The sequence below is a fragment of the Actinokineospora iranica genome (assembly GCF_900101685.1).
Taxonomy (GTDB): Bacteria; Actinomycetota; Actinomycetes; order Mycobacteriales; family Pseudonocardiaceae; genus Actinokineospora; species Actinokineospora iranica.
Genome location: NZ_FMZZ01000003.1, coordinates 95148 through 116355, shown reverse-complemented (window position 1 = coordinate 116355; position 21208 = coordinate 95148). Strand labels below are relative to the sequence as shown.

Annotated in this window: 23 protein-coding genes; 10 read left to right on the top strand and 13 right to left on the bottom strand. The window is 69.9% G+C overall.

Annotated features, from left to right (window positions below):
* The first annotated feature begins 31 nt into the window (after positions 1-31).
* Together BLS56_RS08450 and BLS56_RS08445 are read left to right on the top strand one after the other, a co-directional pair.
* Positions 32-1405 carry a neutral zinc metallopeptidase gene (locus BLS56_RS08450; RefSeq protein ID WP_228771483.1) on the top strand — a complete coding sequence of 458 codons (1374 nt, stop codon included), beginning with the start codon at positions 32-34 and terminating at the stop codon, positions 1403-1405.
* A 78-nt stretch (positions 1406-1483) separates the two neighbouring features.
* Positions 1484-2974, top strand: coding sequence for a neutral zinc metallopeptidase (locus BLS56_RS08445; protein WP_228771482.1), 1491 nt, complete (start codon positions 1484-1486; stop codon positions 2972-2974).
* Between the two features lie 490 nt (positions 2975-3464).
* Here the strand turns inward: BLS56_RS08445 and BLS56_RS08440 are convergent, their stop codons facing one another.
* From BLS56_RS08440 to BLS56_RS08430, 3 genes are read right to left on the bottom strand one after another with little or no spacing between them, the layout of a single operon-like run.
* Positions 3465-4421, bottom strand: coding sequence for a tetratricopeptide repeat protein (locus tag BLS56_RS08440; RefSeq protein ID WP_175482739.1), 957 nt, complete (start codon positions 4419-4421; stop codon positions 3465-3467).
* A 45-nt stretch (positions 4422-4466) separates the two neighbouring features.
* Positions 4467-5354: an SCO6745 family protein gene (locus tag BLS56_RS08435; protein WP_091449411.1), complete on the bottom strand. Its 888-nt coding sequence runs from the start codon at positions 5352-5354 to the stop codon at positions 4467-4469.
* Between the two features lie 34 nt (positions 5355-5388).
* Positions 5389-5685: an MTH1187 family thiamine-binding protein gene (locus tag BLS56_RS08430; protein ID WP_091449410.1), complete on the bottom strand. Its 297-nt coding sequence runs from the start codon at positions 5683-5685 to the stop codon at positions 5389-5391.
* Between the two features lie 43 nt (positions 5686-5728).
* On the opposite strand from BLS56_RS08430, the gene BLS56_RS08425 reads away from it, so the two are divergent.
* Both BLS56_RS08425 and BLS56_RS08420 read left to right on the top strand, forming a co-directional pair.
* Complete coding sequence (locus BLS56_RS08425; protein ID WP_091449409.1) at positions 5729-6784, top strand: DNA polymerase IV; 1056 nt, start codon at positions 5729-5731, stop codon at positions 6782-6784.
* A 38-nt stretch (positions 6785-6822) separates the two neighbouring features.
* The gene (locus BLS56_RS08420; RefSeq protein ID WP_091449408.1) at positions 6823-7326 is read left to right on the top strand and encodes a MarR family winged helix-turn-helix transcriptional regulator; all 504 of its coding nucleotides are present in this window, start codon (positions 6823-6825) and stop codon (positions 7324-7326) included.
* A 93-nt stretch (positions 7327-7419) separates the two neighbouring features.
* Here the strand turns inward: BLS56_RS08420 and BLS56_RS08415 are convergent, their stop codons facing one another.
* From BLS56_RS08415 to BLS56_RS08405, 3 genes are read right to left on the bottom strand one after another with little or no spacing between them, the layout of a single operon-like run.
* On the bottom strand, positions 7420-7758 hold the full coding sequence (locus BLS56_RS08415; protein WP_091449407.1) for a DUF3817 domain-containing protein: 339 nt from the start codon (positions 7756-7758) through the stop codon (positions 7420-7422).
* A 48-nt stretch (positions 7759-7806) separates the two neighbouring features.
* Positions 7807-8775 (bottom strand): methylmalonyl Co-A mutase-associated GTPase MeaB, encoded by a 969-nt coding sequence (gene meaB / locus BLS56_RS08410; RefSeq protein WP_091449406.1) that lies wholly within the window; start codon positions 8773-8775, stop codon positions 7807-7809.
* Between the two features lie 2 nt (positions 8776-8777).
* The gene (locus tag BLS56_RS08405) at positions 8778-9965 is read right to left on the bottom strand and encodes an acetyl-CoA C-acetyltransferase (RefSeq protein WP_091449665.1); all 1188 of its coding nucleotides are present in this window, start codon (positions 9963-9965) and stop codon (positions 8778-8780) included.
* 135 nt (positions 9966-10100) lie between these two features.
* Between BLS56_RS08405 and mce the strand changes: the two genes are divergently transcribed.
* On the top strand, positions 10101-10553 hold the full coding sequence (gene mce, locus BLS56_RS08400) for a methylmalonyl-CoA epimerase (protein ID WP_091449405.1): 453 nt from the start codon (positions 10101-10103) through the stop codon (positions 10551-10553).
* A gap of 100 nt (positions 10554-10653) precedes the next feature.
* Here mce and BLS56_RS08395 read toward each other — a convergent pair whose 3' ends face one another.
* From BLS56_RS08395 to BLS56_RS08380, 4 genes are all read right to left on the bottom strand, one after another.
* Positions 10654-11310: a YdcF family protein gene (locus BLS56_RS08395; RefSeq protein ID WP_091449404.1), complete on the bottom strand. Its 657-nt coding sequence runs from the start codon at positions 11308-11310 to the stop codon at positions 10654-10656.
* A gap of 69 nt (positions 11311-11379) precedes the next feature.
* On the bottom strand, positions 11380-12513 hold the full coding sequence (locus BLS56_RS08390; RefSeq protein WP_228771481.1) for a glycosyltransferase family 2 protein: 1134 nt from the start codon (positions 12511-12513) through the stop codon (positions 11380-11382).
* A 31-nt stretch (positions 12514-12544) separates the two neighbouring features.
* Complete coding sequence (locus BLS56_RS08385) at positions 12545-14005, bottom strand: peptide MFS transporter (protein WP_091449403.1); 1461 nt, start codon at positions 14003-14005, stop codon at positions 12545-12547.
* A 135-nt stretch (positions 14006-14140) separates the two neighbouring features.
* Positions 14141-14551 carry a VOC family protein gene (locus tag BLS56_RS08380; RefSeq protein WP_091449402.1) on the bottom strand — a complete coding sequence of 137 codons (411 nt, stop codon included), beginning with the start codon at positions 14549-14551 and terminating at the stop codon, positions 14141-14143.
* Positions 14552-14617: 66 nt separating this feature from the next.
* Between BLS56_RS08380 and BLS56_RS08375 the strand changes: the two genes are divergently transcribed.
* Positions 14618-15217, top strand: a complete 600-nt coding sequence (locus tag BLS56_RS08375; protein ID WP_091449401.1) for a TetR/AcrR family transcriptional regulator — start codon at positions 14618-14620, stop codon at positions 15215-15217.
* Positions 15218-15230: 13 nt separating this feature from the next.
* Here the strand turns inward: BLS56_RS08375 and BLS56_RS08370 are convergent, their stop codons facing one another.
* Positions 15231-15602: an SPW repeat domain-containing protein gene (locus BLS56_RS08370; RefSeq protein WP_091449663.1), complete on the bottom strand. Its 372-nt coding sequence runs from the start codon at positions 15600-15602 to the stop codon at positions 15231-15233.
* Positions 15603-15823: 221 nt separating this feature from the next.
* On the opposite strand from BLS56_RS08370, the gene ccrA reads away from it, so the two are divergent.
* Both ccrA and BLS56_RS08360 read left to right on the top strand, forming a co-directional pair.
* The gene (gene ccrA / locus BLS56_RS08365) at positions 15824-17155 is read left to right on the top strand and encodes a crotonyl-CoA carboxylase/reductase (protein ID WP_175482738.1); all 1332 of its coding nucleotides are present in this window, start codon (positions 15824-15826) and stop codon (positions 17153-17155) included.
* Positions 17156-17261: 106 nt separating this feature from the next.
* Positions 17262-18365 (top strand): coiled-coil domain-containing protein, encoded by a 1104-nt coding sequence (locus BLS56_RS08360; RefSeq protein WP_228771480.1) that lies wholly within the window; start codon positions 17262-17264, stop codon positions 18363-18365.
* An 826-nt stretch (positions 18366-19191) separates the two neighbouring features.
* Here BLS56_RS08360 and BLS56_RS08355 read toward each other — a convergent pair.
* Together BLS56_RS08355 and BLS56_RS08350 are read right to left on the bottom strand one after the other, a co-directional pair.
* Positions 19192-19641 (bottom strand): nucleoside deaminase, encoded by a 450-nt coding sequence (locus tag BLS56_RS08355; protein WP_228771479.1) that lies wholly within the window; start codon positions 19639-19641, stop codon positions 19192-19194.
* Entirely contained in the window at positions 19638-19985 is a 348-nt protein-coding gene (locus BLS56_RS08350) for a winged helix-turn-helix transcriptional regulator (protein WP_091449660.1), read from the bottom strand. The genes BLS56_RS08355 and BLS56_RS08350 overlap by 4 nt, the downstream gene beginning before the upstream one ends.
* Positions 19986-20063: 78 nt before the next feature.
* Here BLS56_RS08350 and BLS56_RS08345 point away from each other — a divergent pair, with 78 nt between their 5' ends.
* Together BLS56_RS08345 and BLS56_RS08340 are read left to right on the top strand one after the other, a co-directional pair.
* A complete protein-coding gene (locus BLS56_RS08345) occupies positions 20064-20660 on the top strand; it encodes an NAD(P)-dependent oxidoreductase (protein ID WP_091449400.1) in 597 nt (198 codons plus the stop codon).
* Between the two features lie 93 nt (positions 20661-20753).
* Positions 20754-21206, top strand: coding sequence for a universal stress protein (locus tag BLS56_RS08340; RefSeq protein ID WP_091449399.1), 453 nt, complete (start codon positions 20754-20756; stop codon positions 21204-21206).
* Positions 21207-21208 lie beyond the last annotated feature (2 nt).

The following is a 21208-nucleotide window of genomic DNA, read 5'->3' as shown; positions in this document are numbered from 1 at the left end:
AGCGCCAGTCCGGTCAGCCGCGGTCCGGGTCGTGGCGGCGCTCGCGGTGGCCGTGTCCGTGGTCGCCTGCACGACCGCGATTCCGGGCCAGCCGACCAGCCAGGGCTCGGTGGTCTCCCACGACGACCCGGACGCCCAGGGCGGGGTCGACCCGTCGTTCGTGGAGAACACCGACGACGGGGAGATCGACCGGCTCGCCGCCACCGTGATCACGGACCTGCGGGTGTTCTGGGGCGAGCGGTTCCCTGCGGCGTTCGGCAAGCGGTTCGACGACCTGCACGGCGGCTACCACTCGGTCGACACCGCGGACGCCGAGAGCGAGGCGCCGCCGTGCGCCGAGTCGTCCGTGGAGGTCGAGGGCAACGCGTTCTACTGCCCCACGGCCGACGTCATCGCCTGGGACCGGGCCGCGCTGCTGCCGGTGCTGCGCGACCGGTTCGGCGAGGCCGCGGTGATGCTGGTGTTGGCGCACGAGATGGGCCACGCCGTGCAGAACCGCACCGGGGCGGGCCTGTCGGACCGCAAGGCGAACCCGGGGCGGTTCCCCACGATCCTCATCGAGGCGATGGCCGACTGCTACGCGGGCTCGTTCGTGCGCTGGGTCGCCGACGGCAAGGCCGAGCACCTCGACATCGCCAAGGAGCGGCTGGACTCTGCCCTGGAGTCGCTGATCAGCTTCCGCGACCCGATCGGCACCGAGCAGACCGACCGGGGCGCGCACGGCGACGCGTTCGACCGGGTCTCGGCGTTCCAGGACGGCTACGAGCAGGGCGTCGAGCTGTGCGCGGGGATGACGGTGGAGAACCGGACGTTCACCTTGAGCGGGTTCATCGACGCCGGTGACCAGGCTCGCGGCGGCAACCTGCGGTTCGACCAGATGGTCGAGTCGATCACCCCGGGCCTGAACACGTACTTCTCGGGTCTGCTGGGCAGCGCGGGCAAGCAGTGGGCCGAGCCGACCGTGCGCGCGGTCGCCGACGCCCCCGACTGCACCGGGGCAGAGCAGGGCCCGGTGGCCTTCTGCCCGGACGGCCGCGTGGTCGAACTGGACACCGGCAAGGAGCTTCCGGCGATCCACACCGACATCGGCGACTACGCCACCGCGACCCTGATGGCGAGCCGCTACGCCTTGGCAGCGCTGTCCGCGGCGGGTAAACCGCTCGACGGTGAGGACGCGCGGAAGTCGGTGGTATGTCTGTCTGGCGCGTTCACCGGCTCGCTGTTCGTCGCCCGGCAGCGCTTCCTGTCCCCCGGTGACCTCGATGAGGCGGTGCAGGTCCTCTTGGACTACGACTACGCCGCCCGCGACGCCAAGGGCCAGTCGATCGGGGCGGGCTTCGACCGGGTCACCGCGTTCCGCCGGGGGTTCACCCAGGGTGGCGGTAAGTGCGGAATCACCGGATAAACGAGATCCCGGTACGGCGGTCGGTAGCTCACAGTACTGTGCACCCAGGTCAAAACGGACATGAAGTGGTGGGGTCAAGTGCGGTTTCTGGGTGCGCGGATGCGGGTCGCGGCGACCCTGGTGGCGGCGGGGGCGCTGATCGGGCAGGTCGGCGGCTGCGCCGGGCAGCCGGTCGAGGGCCGGGCGCGCGGGGTCGGCGACATCGACGCGGGCACGGCGGCGGGCATTCCGGTCAACAACGACGGCCCGAGCGGCCCGAAGCAGGGCGTGCCCGACGCGACCCTCACGGTGGAGAACGCCGACAACGGCGAGATGGACCGGCTGGCGATCAACGCCCTGGCCGACATCTACGAGTACTGGGGCGAGCGGATGCCCGCCGACTTCGACGGCCAGGAGTTCGAGCCGATCAAGCGGCTGGCGTCCTACGACTCCGGCGGCAAGGCGATCACGCTGTGCGGCCAGAGCACCGCCGACCTGGTCAACGCCTTCTACTGCGGCGCGGACGACAGCATCGCCTGGGACCGGGGTGTGCTGCTGCCGATGCTGAACAAGCAGTTCGGCCCGATGTCGGTGGTGGCGGTCCTCGCCCACGAGATGGGCCACGCCGTGCAGTTCCGGCTCGGCGCCAAGAGCAACATCAGCCAGGCCACGCCGACGATCGTCAAGGAGCAGCAAGCCGACTGCTACACCGGCGGCTTCTTCCGCTGGGTGGCCGAGGGCAAGTCGAAGCACTTCGACATCAACACCGGCAAGGGCCTCAACCACGTCCTGGCGACCATGTTCTTCATCCGCGACCCCGCTGGTCTCTCGGCCAGCAAGCAGGGCGCGCACGGCCTGGCCTTCGACCGGGTCTTCGCCTTCCAGGCCGGTTTCTCCGAGGGCCCGACCCGCTGCGCGCGGATGACCCCCGACGAGATCAACAGCCGGATCGTGGAGAAGGAGCGCGAAGAGGAGGAGATGGAGAACTCCAAGAACGGCGACGTGAAGTTCACCGACTCCAGGATCCGAGACCTCCTCGGAAAGAGCCTCAACGCCGCCTTCCGGGACGCCAAGGCACAGCAGCCCAAAATCTCCTACAACGGCGCGGGCTGCGCGTCCGGCAATTCCACACCCCCTGTCTCCTTCTGCGCTGACCAGCACGTGGTCGCCGTCGACCGGGACGAGATGCAGAAGATCGCCACCGCCCCCAAGCGCGGCCAGGAACCCGGTGTCGACGGCGCGGGCATCGGCGACTTCGCCGCCTTCGCCGAAATCGCCTCCCGCTACTCCCTGGCGATCCAGAAGTCCCTCAACGCCCCCCTCGAAGGCGACAAAGCAGGCCTGCGAACCGCCTGCCTGACCGGCGCCTGGGCAAAGTTCGCCGAAAACGACCGCGCGGCCGCGAACGAAGAGACCCTGCGCCTGGCCGTAGGCGACCTGGACGAGGCGGTCGCGGAACTCCTGCAGGACAACAGCCTGATAGCCGCGGACATCAACGGCAAACAGGTCCCCTCAGGCTTCGCCCGCGTAGAAGCCTTCCGCATCGGCTACTTCGAGGGCGGCAAAGGCTGCACCAGCCATTTCAGCTAAAGCTAGCCACCCAACCAGTCAGCGTGCCGAGCCCACCACCTCGGCACGCTGACTGCCCTCGAAGCCACCGCCTTCGGCACGACTATCGCCTGCTTCGACCACCGACACCGGTGACCATCTCGTCCTGTAGCGAACCACCCCACCCACGCTCACCAGGCCTGCCCCAACCTGCCCAGACCGCGCCTACCTGTCCAGTGCTTTATGGGTGGAGCATGGAAAAGCAAAACCCGAGCACCTGCCAGGCCGCACCTACGCTCGCCGAGTGCTCGATGGGGTGGAGTGGTTTCTTCGGGGGTGAAGGAAGATCCCTAAACTCGCCGTGGTCGTGGGGCCGAAGGCTCCCCACCCGTCTTTCCCACGACGGGATCTTCCTTCGTAGGGGCCCCAAGGAAACCACTCCACCCCATCGAGCAAACCCACACAGCCAACCCCCGCAGAAGCCAAGCGAAGCCGCCCCAGGACAACCGTCCCAGGGCGGCCTCAGCAAACCTCAGAACAACGCGCTGGCAAGCTCCCGCCGAGCCTTCGCGACCCGAGGGTCGTCAGGCGCGAACAGCTCGAACAGTGACACCAAATGCGTCCGCGCCTTGTCCCGCTCAGCTCCACTGCTGCGCCGGACAGCGGCGATCAACCGCGCGAACGCCTGCTCAGCCTGCTGCCCAGCCAACTCCAGGTCAGCGGCCGCAAGCTGCGCGTCCACATCATCCGGGGAGATGTCCGCCCGGACGATCACCGAAGGGTCGGTTCCCTCGGCCCGAGCCAGGAACCGGACCTGGGCAAGCGCGGCTTTGGCTTCGGCATTACCCGGCTCACCAGCCAGAATGCCCTCATAAGCGGTCTCAGCGGCGGTGTAGTCACCGCGCTCGAACGCGGCCTCAGCCGCCGCGAACCGCTCATCCTCCGGCTCGGGAGCAGCGGCCTCGGCAGGCGCGGCGCTCTCCGCGGCCCGGATTCCTGGCAGCCGGTCGCGCAGGGCGTCGAGCAGGCCGCTGATCCACTGCTGGACCTGCGGCTCCGGCGGCACGTCGCCGAACGCCTCGACCGGCTGGCCGCCCGCGACCGCGATGACCATCGGGACGGCCTGCGCGCCGAAGAGCTGGGCGATGCGCGGGCTGGTCTCGACGTCGACCTTCGCCAGCAGCCAGGCGCCTCGGCCTTCGGCGGCGAGGCGTTCCAGCATGGCGACTAGCTGCTGGGCCTGGGCGGACCAGCTCGCGGTCAGCGCGACGACGACAGGGACTTGCAGGGAGCGTTCGACAACCTCCGGTTGGAAAGTCGCCTCGGTGACATCGACAACGTGCGCGGCGGCATTGGCGTTGGCGGTGGGTCCGGCCGCGGGGGACGTCTTTTTCGCGGCGTCCGCCCGCGCCTTGAGCGCGGAGAGGTCTACGGCCCGGGACAGGGCGGCCGACAGTGCGGCGGTCTGGCGTGGATCTGGCCTGGTCACCTTCTCATCCTGGCATGAGTGCTTGAGCGCCGTCCGGCCTACCGGTCAGCCGACAGGTTCGCCCGCCAGCCGCGCCAGGTGCTCCTGGGGGCGCAGGGCCATCGGGTTGACGCGCATCCGGTCGTTCTCCCTGGTGATCCGCAGCGACAGCGGCGCCATCAGCTCCACGAACCGGGCCGTGCCCTGGTCGCCGAGTTCCAGCCAGGGCGCGGCGGCCGCCTCGTCGGTCAGCGCTTCGACGGACTCGCGCAGCTCACGGCCCTCGCCGGTGAGCACGCCGGGCTCGTCGAGGATGCCGCGCTCGGCGAGGCGCCGCTCGGCGGCGGCCCACTCGTCCTCGGGGACGGCGCGGGCCGTGCGCAGGTAGTCCGGGGCGAGGCCGTTGTCCGCGCCGAAGGCGACCAGGGTCTCGACCGGGTCGAGCCCGGCGGTGACCAGCGCGGCCACGTGCCCGTCGCCCCGGGACTCGCGCAGGGTGGTGACCGCCTGCCACAGCGCCAGGTGCGGCTCGTCTGGCAGGTCCAGCGCCGCGTTCGCCGCGCCGAGCGGGCGGCCAGCGGTCGGCGCCCAGCCCGCGGCGGCCCTGGCCAGTTCAGCGGCCTCGGCGATCTCGGGGCCGGTCACGGTCTCGCCGCCGACCAGCCTGCGCAGCGCGCCGTCGACCCCGCGCAGCCGGGCGGCCAGGAACTCTTCCGGCGACGCGACGGTCCACGCCTCGGGCAGTGCGCGCTCGACCCTGGAGGGGTGGAAGTTGTAGAACACGCTGGTCACCAGCCACGCGGGCGCGGCGCCGAGCGGGGCGGCGCGCATCCCGAAGTACCCCATCCAGCGGCCATGGCAGCCCAGCGCGTCGGTCTCGGCGACCGACTCGGGGGTGAAGTAGGTGACGGCGTGGTAGGGCTCGTAACACTGCCAGAGCGAACGGGGGTCCACGGTCAGCGCTCCTGGTGAGGTGGGAGTGGGAAGACTAGTCGGCCAGATAGCGCTCGACCCGGTCCACCTTGGCGGTGAGCTGGCCGGTGTGCCCGGGGCGGATGTCGGCCTTGAGCACGAGACTGACCCTCGGGTACTTGGCGAGCAAGACCTCGGTGGCGCGTTTCACCACGGCCATCACCTCGTCCCACTCGCCTTCGACGGTGGTGAACATGGCCGTGGTCTCGTTGGGCAGGCCGGATTCGCGCACGACGCGGACGGCCTCGGCGACGGCGGCGCCGACGTTCTCCGACTCCCCGCCGAGCGGGCTGACACTGAACGCGACGAGCATGGTCACTCCTGTCCGATCGGGGCGGTGCGCGCACACTATCGAGATGGCTGGCACGGCCTGGGTCCTGCACGTGGATCTCGACCAGTTCATCGCCGCGGTCGAGGTGCTGCGGCGGCCGGACCTGCGCGGCCTGCCGGTGGTCGTGGGCGGCACCGGCGACCCGGCCCGGCGCGAGGTCGTCGCCACCGCTTCCTACGAGGCGCGCGAGTTCGGCGTCCGGTCGGGCATTCCGCTGCGCCTGGCGCTCAAACGCTGTCCTGACGCGGTGTTCCTGCCCAGCGACCCGGACGCCTACAACGCGGCCTCCGCCGAGGTGATGGCGGTGCTGCGCGAGTCCGACGCGGTGGTGGAGGTGCTGGGCTGGGACGAGGCGTTCCTGGGCGTGCGGACCGACGACCCGGAGGCGCTGGCCGCCGAGATCCAGACAGCGGTGACCGAACGGACCCGGTTAACCGCGTCGGTGGGGATAGGCGACAACAAGTTGCGTGCCAAGCTCGCCACCGGATTCGCGAAACCGGCGGGCGTGTTCCGGCTCACCAAGGACAACTGGGAGGCTGTGATGGCCGACCGGCCCACCGACGCACTATGGGGCATCGGGGCCAAGACCGCCCGAAAGCTGGCCGACCTCGGCTTCGCCACGGTGGGCGAACTCGCCCGCGCGGACCCGGACGCGCTGGCCGCGCGGCTGGGCCCCACGATGGGCCCCTGGTACCGCACGCTCGCCCTCGGCGCGGGCTCGACCGAGGTGGTCGGCACCCCGTATATCCCGCGTTCGCATAGCCGGGAGACCACGTTCCAGGAAAACATCACTGACCTGGCCGTTCTTCGCGAGACGGTGTCGCGCCTGGCCCGCCAGGTCGCCGAGGACATCACCGCTGACGGCAGGCCGGTGGTCCGGGTCGGGGTGAAGGCCCGGTTCGCGCCGTTCCTGACCCGCGGCCGCAGCCTCACCCTGGCCGAACCGACCCGCTCGGCCGACGAGATCGAGACGGCGGCGCTGACCGCGCTGGACCGCTTCGAGCTGGGCAGGCCCGTGCGGCTGCTGGGCGTGCGCGCGGAGTTCGAGCAGGCCGACGGGGGCAGTCAGCCAGGAAGGTGAGCGGTTCACGCGCAGAACCCACTGGTAGCTTCCAAGGCATGAGGCCGCGCTCGTTGCCGTTCGATCCGATCGCCAAGGCGGCGGAGCTGTGGCAGGAGCGCATCGGCGACTCCTCGACCATGGCCGCCGTCACCAGTGTCATGCGGGTGCAACAGATACTTCAGTCCGCTGTGGACGCCGCGCTCAAGCCGCACGGGCTTACCTTCGCCCGGTATGAGGCGTTGGTGCTGCTGACTTTCTCCAAGCGGGGAAGCCTGCCGATGCGGGTGATGGGCGAGCGCTTACAGCTTCATCCGACGAGCGTCACCAACATCGTCGACCGCCTGGAAGCGGACGGCCTGGTCAAACGCACCCCGCACCCGACCGACCGGCGCACCACCCTGGCCGAGATCACCGAAGCGGGCCGCGAACGCCGCGAACGCGCCACGGAGGCCGTGACGGCTGTCGACTTCGGGCTGAGCGGCCTGACCGAGCGCCAGACCGCGCAGCTCACCGACTTGCTGGCGAAGGTGCGGAAGTCGGCGGGCGACTTCCAGGACTGAGCGGGTCGAGCGTTCCGGGACCGCTCCGCTCTGTCTCGGCCGAGCGGCTGAGCCGCTGGCCGAGACAGCGCGTCGTCAGGACAGGGTGACCAGTCAGGACAGGGTGACCAGGGAGCGGCGGCGCACGGCCACCGGGTCAAGCTTGCCGGTGCGCAGGGCCCAGCGCTCGAAGATCAGCGTGGCCAGCGGCGGCACGCCGCACACGAACGCCCACACCACCGCCCGCCGGTTCCAGCCGAGCTGGCGGGCGGAGAACGCGGTGACGACCACGTAGGCGATGAAGATGGCACCGTGGATCGGGCCGAAGATCTTGACCCCGAGTTCCCCGGTCTCGGTCACGTACTTGAAGAACATCCCGACGAGCAAGCCGAGCCAGGAAGCGGCCTCGGCGATGGCGACGGCGCGAAAGCGGCCCGCAGGCGTGTCGAACATGGCTCCAGTGTGGAGCGTGAGCGGGCTCACCCGGGGGTCGGGGGCCGCTCAGTCCCGCTGAACGCCCTCGATGAGGCTGTCCGCCGCCGCGTAGGGGTCCAGGTCGCCCGCCATGACCCGCTTGGCGAGCCGGTCGAGCGCGTCGCCGCCGTGCAGGTCGCCCAGCCGGGACCGCAGCGTCTCCACGGCGATGGCCTCGATCTCGGTGCGCGCCCGCAGCGCGCGCCGGTGCTCGAACTCGCCGTGGTCCGCGGTCCAGGCCCGGTGCGCGTCGATGGCCTCGACCACCTCGCCGACGCCCTCGCCGCGCGCGGCGACCGTCTTGACGATCGGCTGCCGCCAACTCGCGCCCCGGATCTCCCGGCGGCCCAGCGAGATCATGTACTTGAGTTCGCGGGCCGTGGTGTCCGCGCCGTCGCGGTCGGCCTTGTTCACCACGAACACGTCGGCGATCTCCAGGATGCCCGCCTTGGCGGCCTGGATGCCGTCGCCCATGCCCGGCGCGAGCAGCACCAGTGTGGTGTCCGCCAGCGCCACCACGTCCACTTCGGACTGTCCGACGCCGACGGTCTCGATCAGCACCACGTCGAACCCGGCCGCGTCGAGCACGCGCAGCGCCTGCGGGGTCGCCCAGGCCATGCCGCCGAGATGACCCCGGGTCGCCATGGACCGGATGAACACGTCCGGGTCGGTGGCGTGGTCCTGCATCCGCACCCGGTCACCCAGCAACGCGCCACCGGAAAACGGCGACGACGGGTCTACCGCGAGCACACCCACCCGCTTGCCTTGGGCGCGGTAAGCCGCGACCAACGCGGAGGTGGTAGTCGACTTACCGACGCCAGGAGAGCCGGTAAGACCCACGACCTGCGCGCGCCCGGTGAACGGCGCCAGCGCCGCCGCCACCTCACGCAGCTGCGGGCTGGCGTCCTCAACCAGGGAGATGAGCCTGGCGACCGCGCGCGGCTGACGCTCCCGCGCGCGGTCGACCAGGTCAGCTACCTCGACTTTGCGGGCCAAGCTCAGGCCTTGGGCACGCTGATGATCAGCGCGTCGCCCTGGCCGCCGCCGCCGCACAGGGCGGCGGCGCCGACGCCGCCGCCGCGCCGCTTGAGCTCGTAGGCCAGGTGCACGACCAGCCGGGCGCCGGACGCGCCGATCGGGTGGCCCAGCGCGATCGCGCCGCCGTTGACGTTGACGATGTCCTCGCTGACGCCAAGCTGCTTGGTGGAGACGACGCCGACCGCGGCGAACGCCTCGTTGATCTCGATCAGGTCGAGGTCGGAGGCGGCCAGCTTCTGCTTCGCCAGCGCGGCCTTGATCGCGTTGGACGGCTGCTCGTGCAGGCTCGCGTCCGGGCCAGCGACGACGCCGTGCGCGCCGATCTCGGCGATCCAGGACAGGCCCAGCTCCTCGGCCTTGGCCTTGCTCATCACGACCACCGCGGCGGCGCCGTCGGAGATCTGCGAGGCCGAGCCCGCGGTGATGGTGCCGTCGCTGGCGAACGCCGGGCGCAGCTTGCCCAGGCTCTCCGCGGTGGTCTCGCCGCGCACGCCCTCGTCGGTGTCGAACACGACCGGGTCGCCCTTGCGCTGCGGGATGCTCACCGGCGCGATCTCGTCGGCGAAGCGGCCCTCGGCGATGGCCTTGGCGGCCTTCTGGTGCGACGCGGCGGAGAAGGCGTCCTGCTCCGCGCGGGTCAGGCCGTAGCGGGTGTTGTACTTCTCGGTAGACGAGCCCATGGCGACCTGGTCGAAGGCGCAGAACAGGCCGTCGTAGGCCATGTGGTCCTGCAGGGTCACGTCGCCGTACTTGAAGCCGGAGCGGGACTTCGGCAGCAGGTGCGGGGCCTGGGTCATCGACTCCTGGCCACCGGCGACCACGATGTCGAACTCGCCAGCGCGGATGAGCTGGTCGGCCAGCGCGATCGCGTCGAGGCCGGACAGACAGACCTTGTTGATGGTCAGCGCAGGAACGTCCATCGGGATGCCCGCGGCGACCGCGGCCTGCCGGGCCGGGATCTGCCCCGCGCCAGCGGTGAGCACCTGACCCATGATCGTGTACTGGACCTGCTCGGGCGCCACGCCCGCGCGCTCCAGCGCCGCCTTGATGGCGACTCCACCAAGCTGCGCGCCGGTGAAGTCCTTGAGCGAACCGAGAAGACGACCGATGGGGGTGCGGGCCCCCGCGACGATGACGGAACCGGACACGACGGTCTCCAATGGGGTGCGAACGTGCGTTGGCTTCGGACCATACCCGCGATTAAGGGCTGCGAAAGGTCGCTGTGTGAGTAGCCGCACAGCAATTAGTTACCGCCGGGTAAGTTCGGCGTATCGTCTCCGCGTATGAACGATGTCCTGAAGACCCACGTCGTCGCGATCGATCATGTCGGCATCGCCGTGCCGGACCTCGACGAGGCCATCGCCTTCTACCGCGACAACTTCGGCCTGGTGTCGGCGCACGAGGAGACCAACGAGGAACAGGGCGTCCGCGAAGCCATGCTCCGCGCCCCCGGCGACGACGGCTCTGGGACAGCGGTGCAGCTGCTGGCCCCCCTGAACGAGCAGTCCACCATCGCCAAGTTCATCGGCCGCAACGGCCCCGGCCTCCAGCAACTGGCCTACCGGGTGGCCGACATCGAAGCCACCGCCGCCGCCCTGCGCGCCAACGGCCTGCGCCTGCTCTACGACAAGCCCAAGCGCGGCACCGCCAACAGCCGCGTCAACTTCGTCCACCCCAAGGACGCGGGCGGTGTCTTGGTGGAACTGGTCGAACCCGCCGCCAACCCCGCGCACTGACGCCTACTGCCACCGGGCGGGCATCGACCGATCGGTCCACAAGCCCTGTTGTCTTCCCCGCGCACGCGGGGAAGACCGTCTCCGACTCCGGGGTGGGCAGCTAGATCAGGCGGCTGGTGAATCCCGCGTCGACGAGGCGCTGGTAGGCGGCGTGGACGGGCTCGGGCACGTCCTGTTCGATGGCGAAGCCGAGGCGGGCGTACTCGGTGATGCGTTGGGTGTCGCCGACGAGCATGGTGACGACGCGGTCGACGTCGCCGATCGAGGCGACGTAGTCATCGAGCGGCAGCGGTTGTGACGAGCAGACAGCCTCGACGTCCGGCCAGACCTTGCGGCAGGTCGCGTAGGCCCGGCGCTGCTGGTAGGGCCGGGAGATCAGCATGACCGAGGCCGGGTGGATGCCCGCGTCGGCGAGGACTTGGCGGGTGTTGGTGAGATTCTGGCTGGTGTTGGTTGCTTCGGTCTCGATCAGGATCGCCTCGGCGGGCACGCCCAGGCTGATGACGTGGTCGCGGTAGTGCACGGCTTCGCCGTGCGGGAACCGTTCGATGGTGGTGGGCGCGTTGGCGCCGGTGAACACGATCCTGTCGAGCAGGCCCTGGTGGTAGAGACCGGCGGTGTGGATAGCGACCCCGAGGTCATGGGAGCCCAGACCGATGCCGACGTCGCAGCGGCGGAGCTGATGGCCCATGTCGTGATAGGCCCACAGGGTCACGACGTCACCGCGCAGGTTCGGCGGTAGTTCGGTGGTCGCCATGGCCGGAAGGGTACGGCTGGGGCAGGCGCCCCGAACGCGACTTCACTGAGGACGCTGGCGGGCTCGGCGCTAGGGCGAAGGGGTGTGCTTGGCGCGAATCGCCGCTGAGTCGACCTGGTAGTGCGGGCCCTGGGACAGGCGGTTCGACGCGCCGGTCGAGTAGTAGCAGGCGACCGCCGGGATCACCAGGGGGTCTCGGTCGGCGGTGAGGGACAGCAGCAGGTCCCAGTCGCCCATCTGGCGTAGGGACTCGTCGAAGTGGGCGGCTGGGTGGTCCGCCCGGTGGGCCAGTGCGCCCATGTCGGCCAGGTTTTCCTCCAGCAGGCGTTCGCGGCTGTACGGGGTGAGCACCAGCAGGGGCAGGCCCACCCGGTCGGCGCGGTCTGTGGCGTCGATGACGAAACCGCCGTAGGCCGTGTTCACCTCGGGGTTCTTCGCGAAGGCCCAGGCGACCGCCTTGAGCCACAGGGGATGCATGGTGTTGTCGTCATCGAGGTAAGCGATGATCTCGCCGGTCGCCTCGGCCAGGCCCGTGTTGCGGGCGGCGCAGGCGCGGCCGTGTTCGGTGCGCACGGACCGGATGCGCGGGTCGGTCAGGGCGGCGATGACTTCGGGGGTGTCGTCGGTGCTGGCGTCGTCGACGATGACCAGTTCCCAGTTCGGGTAGCGCTGGGCGCGCACGGACTCGACGGCCTTGGGGAGCAGCGCGGCGCGGTTGTGGGTGGGCAGCACTACCGAGATCCGGGGAGCGGCGGCCAGTTCGGCTTGGTCCAGCCACTCGGTGAAGACCCGGACGGCCTCGGCGCGTTCCAGCTCATCGGTGCGCACGTGCAGGCCGTCCAACGCTGTCGAGTGGCCGGTAAGCCAGTTTTCCGCGTGCTCGGCAGCGGTGCGCACGGCCGCTAGACCCTCTTCCAGGCCGTGTTGGGCGGACACCAGGTCGCTCAGGCCCCGGTTGTGGTCTTCCAGCCAGCGGGTCATGTGCTCGCGGGCGGGCTCCAGCGCGTCGACCCGGGCGGTGAGGTCGGCGATCAGGCGGCGTTGGGCGTCGCGTTCTTCCTCGACCTCGGTAAGCCTGCCGCGCAGCCGGTCCAGCTCGGCGGCCTGGGACTCGACCAAGGCCGCCAGGTGATCGCGCGCGTCCGGGACACCGCCTTCGCCGAGTCGGCCCAGGACGGCTGTGATCTGTCTGATACGGCCCACGGGCGCACCATAGCGAGCGCGCCCGGCGCGGTCAGCGGACGCCACCCATCAGGTTCCGCACCCTCGGCGCCAGCACCGCCATGGCCGCGCCCAACCCGATCGCGACAGCGCCCAGCGTCCCGAAGTACGCGGGCTCGGTGTCGGCGGAGTAGTACTCGGCGAGCGTGCCCGCGACCGACGACCCCAGGGCAACCGACAGGTAGAACAGGGCGACCATCTGCGCCCCGTACGCCCTCGGGGCGAGCTTGGTCGACACCGACAGCCCCACCGGCGACAGGCACATCTCGCCCAGCACGAAGATCACCAGGACCAGCACGAGCAGCGGCGGGGCGACCACGTGCTCGCCCCGGATGAAGCCGAGCAGCGCCATCACCAGGAACGCCACGCCCATCCCGGCGATCCCGAGGGCGAACTTGACCGGCGTCGACGGCTGCCGCGCGCCGAGCCGCACCCACAGCGCGGCGAACACGGGCGCGAGCAGCACCACGAACAGCGGCTCCACCGAGGTGAACCACGACGGCGGGACGGCGAAGCCGAACAGGTCGAGGTCGACCCGCTGCTCCGCGTAGATGGCCAGCACGGTGAACTGCTGCTGGAACAGCGCCCAGAACCCGAAGCTGACCAGGAACATCGGGATGAACGCGACCACCCGCCGCCGCTCGACACCGTCGACCTGGCGGCTGCCGAGCAGGACGGCGAACAGCCCGACCGCCGCGACCACGATCACCCACAGCACGACCGTGGCGAGGTTGTCCGCGCCGACAGCGCCGGTCAGCACCAGGACCAGCACGACGGCCGCCCCCGCCGCGGACACGACCGCCGCCCGCACCCGGCCTCGCGAGTCGAGCGGGTTCGGCACGGTTCGACCGGACTCGGGCAGGTTGCGCCTGCCGAGGACGTACTGCGTGATGCCGATCGCCATGCCGACGGCCGCCAGGCCGAAGCCCCAGTGGAAGCCGACCCGGGTCTGCAGCAGGCCGGTCAGCAGCGGGCCGACAAGAGCGCCCAGGTTGACGCCCATGTAGAAGAGGGAGAACCCGGCGTCGCGCCGCTCGTCGTCGCGGTCGTAGAGGGCGCCGACCAAAGCGGTGGCCGTGGCTTTGAGGCCGCCGGAGCCCACCGCCACGCAGATCAGCCCTACCGCGACACCGGTAGTCCCGGGAAGCACGGCCAGCGCGAGATGTCCTATGAGGATCAGGACACCGCTATAGAGCAGGGTGCGTTCAGGCCCGAAGAGGCGGTCGGCAACCCAGGAACCCGCGATCGTGGCCAGATAGACCGAGCCGCCGTAAGCGCCCACGATGCCCGCCGCGGCGCCCTGGTCTATGCCAAGACCGCCCTCTTCCACGGTGAAGTACAGGTAGTAGAGCAGGATCGCCTGCATCCCGTAGAAGGAGAAGCGCTCCCACATCTCGACGCCGAACAGGTTCGCCAGCCCTCGGGGGTGCCCGAAGAAACCGGTGGTCTGCTCGGCCTCGGCTGCGGTGCTCACGGTCGGTCGTGTCCTTTACGGCCGGGCGCGGCGGCCGGTCCGGCGCGCGACGACAAGTCGGTGGGGTTCCACCGAACCGACCGTACGACATGTGCGATGTTCACCCGACAGTGGTCATCGGTCATCGAACGGGGTTCACAACCCGTGCGCGGCCATCCACTCCGGATCGGGCTCGATCATCTCGATGAACTCCACGACCGGCCCTGGGGAGGCCGCGAAGCAGTGCCGCTGCCCCCACGGCTCGTCGCGGCAGCCCGCCACGAACTCCACGCCCGCCGCGCGCAACCGGTCCTCGACGGCCTGGGCGTCGTCCACGATGAACGCCAGCACGGTCCCGTTCACCCCGTCTTCCCGCACCCCGACGGGCATCGACTCGTGGCCGCGCTGGACGAAGTCGACCATGAACGACGGGTCGGAGTCATGGGCCAGGTCGACAAACCAGCCCAGGTCGACAGTGACCTTGCAGCCGAGGTGGTCGACAAAGAAGTCCCGGCACGCCGCGGTGTCCTCGACCATGAACGCGGTGGCGAACCTGGTGAATCGCATACACCCTCCAAACAACTACGGTTATAGTACTTTAAGCGTAGTGGTCAGGGAGGTGTCAACCGGGAAATGCGACGGAACGACGAGCGGCGCACGGCGCTGGCGGACGCGGCCATCGATGTGCTGGCCGCCGAAGGGGCGCGGGGCCTGACTTTCCGGGCGGTCGACGCGCGCGCCGGAGTGCCCGCGGGCACCGCGTCCAACTACTTCGCCAACCGCGACGCGCTGCTGGCGGCGGCGGGCACGCGCGTGTTCACCCGGCTCGCGCCCGATCCGGACGCTGTCGAGCGGGCCCTGGCCGCGCCCCGCGACCAGGCGCTGGTGGCGCGGTTCCTGCGCGAGATCGTGGACCGGGCCACCGCGGACCGCGCCGGGCACCTGGCCCTGCTGGAACTGCGGCTGGAGTCGACCCGCAAACCGGAACTGGGGGCGAGCTTCACCGCGACGATGAGCGCTGCCCTGCGCGAGAACATCGCCTTCCACCTCGACGCGGGCCTGCCCGGCGACCGCGCCGCGGTCGAACTCCTCTACGCCGCGATGACCGGCCTGATCGTCGAGCACCTCACGCTGCCGGAGTTCTTCCCGCGCGAGACTGTCGACCGGCTCGTCGACCTGCTGGTGGACCGGGTGGCCCGCGTCCCCGGGCGGGGGCGCGGGCTATCCGGCTGATGCCGCCCTGAACTCAGTGCGAGCCCGCCATCCGGTGCGCGGCCTGCGCCACCGGCAGCGCCGCGGCGCCCGCGATGACCGTGAGGGCGCCGATGATCCACGACATCCAGCTGATCGCGGACAGCTCGGTGTAGCCCATGACCCACGGGGCCAGGAACATCAGGCCGCCGAGAACGATCTGGACGGCCTCGCCCGCGACCATGTCGGGCCGGGCGAGGGAGAGCAGACCGTCGAGCGCGACCAGGGCGCCGAGGACGATCATCGTCCACATCGCGGCGTTGTTCGTGTCGGTCCACAGCGGCGAGGCCAACGCCACCACGCCGAGGACGACCTCGGCCCAGTCGTGTGGACGCGTCCAGGGGCGGACCGAATCGATTTCACGCAAAGAGACCACCTCCACATGACGAGAGATCCCAGACCGATGGTCCGCCGTCCGTTGCCGCTGGTCAACACCCAGGAGAGCATCCTTGACTCACTCGTTCGAGACCCCGGCCCCAGGTGCCATCAGTCACATCGCTGGTGCTCAATAGCTACCCGAAAGTAACCTCGCTCCACCTGGGCATAGTTGCCCGGGCGACGAACCGAATTTTTCCCAGGAGGTCCGCCGTGCAGAAGATCCTCGACGCCATCCAGGCTGACGAGCTGGATGCGATCGGCTCGCTGCCGGTCCCCGAGCACTACCGCGGGATGACCGTGCACGCCGACGAGGTCGGGATGTTCGAGGGACTCGCCTCGCGCGACAAGGATCCGCGCAAGTCGCTGCACCTGGACGAGGTCGCCACCCCCGAACTGGGCCCGGGCGAGGCCCTGGTCGCCGTGATGGCCAGCGCCATCAACTACAACACGGTGTGGACCTCGATCTTCGAGCCCGTCTCGACGTTCAAGTTCCTGGAGCGCTACGGGCGCATGTCGCCGCTGTCCAAGCGCCACGACCTGCCCTACCACGTGGTCGGCTCCGACCTCGCGGGCGTCGTGCTGCGCACCGGCCCCGGTGTGCACAACTGGAAGCCCGGCGACGAGGTCGTCGCGCACTGCCTCAACGTCGAGCTGGAAGGCCCCGACGGCCACAACGACACGATGCTCGACACCGAGCAGCGCATCTGGGGCTTCGAGACCAACTTCGGCGGCCTGGCCGAGGTCGCGCTGGTGAAGTCCAACCAGCTCATGCCCAAGCCCGCCCACCTGACCTGGGAGGAAGCCGCCTCCCCCGGCCTGGTCAACTCCACCGCCTACCGCCAGCTCGTCTCGCAGAACGGCGCGGGCATGAAGCAGGGCGACGTCGTGCTGATCTGGGGCGCCTCCGGCGGCCTCGGCTCGTACGCCACCCAGTTCGCCCTCAACGGCGGCGCGATCCCGGTGTGCATCGTCTCCAACCAGGAGAAGGCCGAGATCTGCCGCAAGATGGGCGCCGAGCTGATCATCGACCGCAGCGCGGAGGGCTACAAGTTCTGGAAAGACGAGAACACCCAGGACCCGCGTGAGTGGCAGCGCTTCGGCAAGAAGATCCGCGAGCTGACCGGCGGCGAGGACCCGGACATCGTGTTCGAGCACCCGGGCCGGGAGACCTTCGGCGCGTCGGTCTACGTCACCCGCAAGGGCGGCACCATCGTGACCTGCGCGTCCACCTCGGGCTACATGCACCAGTACGACAACCGGTACCTGTGGATGAACCTCAAGCGGATCGTCGGCTCGCACTTCGCGAACTACCGCGAGTCGTGGGAGGCCAACCGGCTCATCGCCAAGGGCCTCATCCACCCGACCCTGTCGAAGACCTACGCGCTGGAGGACACCGGCCAGGCCGCGCTGGACGTCCACCGCAACGCCCACCAGGGCAAGGTCGGCGTGCTGTGCCTCGCGCCGGAGGAAGGCCTCGGCGTGCGCGACCACGAGCTGCGCGCGAAGCACATCGACGCGATCAACCGCTTCCGCGGCGTCTGAGACCCTCCCCGGTGGCGGGGCCGCGCGGTACCGCCACCGGGGAGTTTCACCAGCAAGAATCCGCTCTTGTCATGAGCGAATAGACCCGTACAGGTAGCGTGAGCGCATGGGCTTGGGCGAACAGCGCGATCTCGTGCCGTTGGGTGCCGGTTTCGACATCACCAAGCGCGGCTACGACCGCGCTCAGGTGGAAGAGCACCTTGAACGGCTCGACGCCGAACTGCAACTGCTGCACGCCGACCGCAACGCGGCGGTGACACAGGCGGCGGACCTCGCCAAGCAGCTGGAGAAGAGCCGCGGCGAGATCACCGACCTGCGCGGGCAGATCGACCGGCTGTCGCTGCCGCCGACAACCCTGGAAGGCCTCAGCGAACGCCTCCAGCGGATGCTGCGCCTGGCCACCGACGAGGCCAACGAGACCAAGGCCCGCGCCGAGGCCGAAGCGGGCCACATCCGCGCCAGGGCCGAGGCGGACGCCGCCGCCCTGCAGAAGCGCTACGACCGACTCGTCGCCGACCTCGACGCCCGCCGCGCGGCCATGGAGGCCGAGCACCGGGGCGTCATCGAGGGCGCCCGCGCCGAAGCCGAACGCACCGTGTCCACCGCCAAGGCAGAAGCGGCGCGCCTGTCCGCGGAGGCCGAGCGCCACAGGACCACGGTCGAAGAGGACTTCGAGATCGCCATGGCCTCCCGGCGCACCGAGTCCATGCGCGCCCTGGCCGAGCAGGAAGCCACCAGCAAAGCCGAAGCCGAACGCCGGGTCCGGGAAGCGACCGAAGAAGCCAACCGCAGGCGGCACGAGGCGATCACCGAGTCGACCGCCCGGTTGCAGGAGGCCACGACCGAGGCCCACCGGCGGGTGCGGGAGGCGACCGAGGAAGCGAACCGGCGGATCACGCACGCCGCACAGCGGGTCGCGGCGCTGCGCCAGCTTCGGGCCCGGGTGGCCGACCAGTTGCACGCCGCGCGGGACCTGATCGCGGACGCGCATGTGCAGCTTGCCGACGCCGCGCCGGTGCTGGAGCCACTGCCGGAAGAGCGGACGGTGAAGACGATCGACGGAGCGGTGGCTGACGAGTCGCCGACGCGGACGATCACTCCGATGTCCGGGCCGCCTCGGGAGCACTGGGAGCCTGCCGAGATCGAGCCGGAGCGGGCACCTGGTGCCCAGCGGCTGACGAATCCTGGCGGGGCGCCTGCTCGGCCCTGAGCTGCCGTGGGTTTGCTGGCGGGCATAGGTTCGGCCTGGCAGGCGAGGGAGTGTGCCCGGCAGGTGGAGCCGGGTGGGTGGGACGCCGGGGTGTCGACCGATCGGGTTCACAAGCCCTAAGCTCAACCGAAGTGAATGAAAAACACTGTTTCGATTGGTAACCCGCAGGTCGTCAAGTGTCTTCCCCGCGCACGCGGGGCTGTTCCGATCCACGGTAGCTGACGGGTCAGCGATCATGCGTCTTCCCCGCGCACGCGGGGCTGTTCCCGGGTCGACTCGGCCGTATTCCTGCCTCTACACGTCTTCCCCGCGCACGCGGGGCTGTTCCCTGTGTCTTGCAGGTTGGAGCCCGCTTCCGTGGGTCTTCCCCGCGCACGCGGGGCTGTTCCTCAGTTCTGGCGGTGACCTTCGGGTGTCCGGTCGTCTTCCCCGCGCACCGGGGCTGTTCCACTCCGCTTGTGGTCGAAAGATTGAGCGATTGGGTCTTCCCCGCGCACGCGGGGCTGTTCCGCTGGAGGCAGCGGCCACCGCGCGCTGCACGGTCAGGTCTTCCCTGCCCGCGAAAGTTTGGACTCGGGCTGTCGCACCACCGAGGCGCACAAGTCAGCGATCGGCACCGGTTGTCCTCTGCTGGCGAGAAGGGCGGACAGCGGAGCACCCATCCCTGCCCGCCCAATCAGAGCGCTATGACTGCCCGAACAGGCCCACCGCAAAGCCCGCCCGCCCTGGGGGGACCGTCCCTGATCCATCCTATCGGCGCAGGTCAGCGCGAGGAAGAGGGAGCGGCGCGGCTGTGGATAACTCGCCCACGAACCGTGGGAAGGGGTCAGGGACCGTCTGTGCCGATGTCTTCGTGCCAGAGGTCGGGGTGGGTGGTGATGAAGTCGGTCATCATGCGGATGCACTCGTCGTCGTTGGCGATGGTGATCGTGACGCCGTTGTCGGCTAGCCAGTCGTGGCCGCCGGTGAAGGTTTGGGATTCGCCGATCAGGACGGCTGAGATGCCGAACTGGCGGATCAGGCCGCTGCAGTACCAGCACGGTGACAGGGTCGTCACCATTGTCGTGCCTCGGTAAGACCGTCTGCGACCTGCGGCTTTGAACGCCGCCGTCTCCCCGTGCATTGTGGGGTCGTCGTCTTGGACGCGGCGGTTGAGGCCGCTGCCCCATAGGTCGCCGTCGGGGCCGAACAGGGCCGCGCCGATGGGGATTCCGCCTTCGGCCAGGCCTATTCGGGCTTCGCCGATGGCCACCGCCAGCATCTCCGAGTCGTTCATGCGTCCTGATTCTGGTGTGCGGCGCGGGCTGCCAGCACTTCGGACAGGTGCGCGTCGCCCCATTTGCGGCAGGCGTCGACGAGGTCGAGCAGGGAGCGGCCCAGGTCGGTGAGTTCGTATACGACTCTCGGCGGGATCTCGGGGTAGGCGGTGCGGGTGAGCATCCCGTCGCGCTCCATGGCGCGCAGGGTCTCGGTCAGCACCTTCGGTGTGACCCGGCGCAGGGGGACGCGGATCTCGGAGAACCGGCGTGGGCCGTCGGCCAGGCAGAGCACGACCATCGCCGTCCACTTGTCGCCGATGCGAATGGGGACGGCGCTCGACGGGCAGGCCGGGTCGAACATCTCCGGGTCGAGAGACACTCTCCGAAGGTAACCAAGTACCTTTGAAGTAACAAGTATCCGGTAGATACCGTCCAGGTCATGAGCAGAATCGCCCTCTTCGGGTCGGCTGGACGGGCTGGTCGGGCCATCGCCGCCGAGGCCGCGGGCCGCGGCCACCAGGTCACCTCGATCCACCGCGACACCACGTCCGGGGACGTCACCGACGCCGATCAGGTCGCGGCCGCGGCGGCGGGTCACGACGTGGCCGTCAGTTCGGTCTACGACGCCGCCGCCGACCACGCCGTCTTCTATCCGGCCGCGTCTCGCGCGCTCCTCGACGGCCTGGACAGAGCGGGCGTCGGACGGCTCGTGCACATCGGTCTGTCTGTCCTGCTGGAAACCGCGCCCGGGGTCCGGGTGGTCGACGGGCCCGACTTTCCGCCCGAGTATCTGCCGTTCTGCCTGGCGCACGCGGCGGGCGCGGACGTGCTGCGCGCGGCGACGACCGGGCCGGAGTGGGTCATCATGAGCCCGGCGGGGGACTTCGACCGGGAGGCGGGGCGGGCAGGCCGGTACCGGTTGACCGGCGGACCGGCCGAGGAGCTGATCTCTTATCCTGACTTCGCCATCGCCGTGTTGGACGAGATCGAGGGGCGCGAGCACAGCCGGGTCCACCTTGGGGTGGCCGGGGTGTGATCGGATCGATTGACTTAACACACGTCGGTTAGACGTGCCCCTCCTTGTCCTGGTTAGGTCTACCGACAAGTAGCTACCGGGAGGGACATCGACATGACCGCCTATCAGACCGTGGTCGTCGGGACGGACGGCTCGGACTCCTCCTTCCGCGCGGTCGACCGCGCGGCGGCCATCGCGGCCGACACCGGTGCGACGCTGGTCATCGCCAGTGCTTTTCAGCCGCCGGACAATCGGGATGTGGAGCGGGCCAGGGACGCGCTCGGCGACGATGTGGCCTACCAGGTGGTCGGCTCGAACCCGGCCGAGGAGTCGGTGCGCACCGCCGCTGAGCGGGCCCGCAAGCAGGGCGCGGTGAAGATCGAGACCGTGGTGGCCGAAGGCGAGCCGGTGCCCGCGCTGGCCAGGGTCGTCAGCGAGCACAAGGCCGACCTGCTGGTGGTCGGCAACCGGGGGCTCAACACCCTCGCGGGCCGCATCCTGGGTTCGGTTCCGTCCGAGGCGGCGCGCAAGTCGCCTGTCGACGTGCTCATCGTGCACACCACCTGACG

Coding starts and splice junctions, on each gene's coding strand:
- BLS56_RS08430 (WP_091449410.1), bottom strand. CDS start 5,685: ATGCTCGTCGCGTTCAGTGTCAGCCCGCTCGGCGGGGAGTCGGAGAAC.
- BLS56_RS08425 (WP_091449409.1), top strand. CDS start 5,729: ATGGCTGGCACGGCCTGGGTCCTGCACGTGGATCTCGACCAGTTCATC.
- BLS56_RS08420 (WP_091449408.1), top strand. CDS start 6,823: ATGAGGCCGCGCTCGTTGCCGTTCGATCCGATCGCCAAGGCGGCGGAG.
- BLS56_RS08415 (WP_091449407.1), bottom strand. CDS start 7,758: ATGTTCGACACGCCTGCGGGCCGCTTTCGCGCCGTCGCCATCGCCGAG.
- mce (WP_091449405.1), top strand. CDS start 10,101: ATGAACGATGTCCTGAAGACCCACGTCGTCGCGATCGATCATGTCGGC.
- BLS56_RS08395 (WP_091449404.1), bottom strand. CDS start 11,310: ATGGCGACCACCGAACTACCGCCGAACCTGCGCGGTGACGTCGTGACC.
- BLS56_RS08380 (WP_091449402.1), bottom strand. CDS start 14,551: ATGCGATTCACCAGGTTCGCCACCGCGTTCATGGTCGAGGACACCGCG.
- BLS56_RS08375 (WP_091449401.1), top strand. CDS start 14,618: ATGCGACGGAACGACGAGCGGCGCACGGCGCTGGCGGACGCGGCCATC.
- BLS56_RS08360 (WP_228771480.1), top strand. CDS start 17,262: ATGGGCTTGGGCGAACAGCGCGATCTCGTGCCGTTGGGTGCCGGTTTC.
- BLS56_RS08355 (WP_228771479.1), bottom strand. CDS start 19,641: ATGAACGACTCGGAGATGCTGGCGGTGGCCATCGGCGAAGCCCGAATA.
- BLS56_RS08350 (WP_091449660.1), bottom strand. CDS start 19,985: ATGTTCGACCCGGCCTGCCCGTCGAGCGCCGTCCCCATTCGCATCGGC.
- BLS56_RS08345 (WP_091449400.1), top strand. CDS start 20,064: ATGAGCAGAATCGCCCTCTTCGGGTCGGCTGGACGGGCTGGTCGGGCC.
- BLS56_RS08340 (WP_091449399.1), top strand. CDS start 20,754: ATGACCGCCTATCAGACCGTGGTCGTCGGGACGGACGGCTCGGACTCC.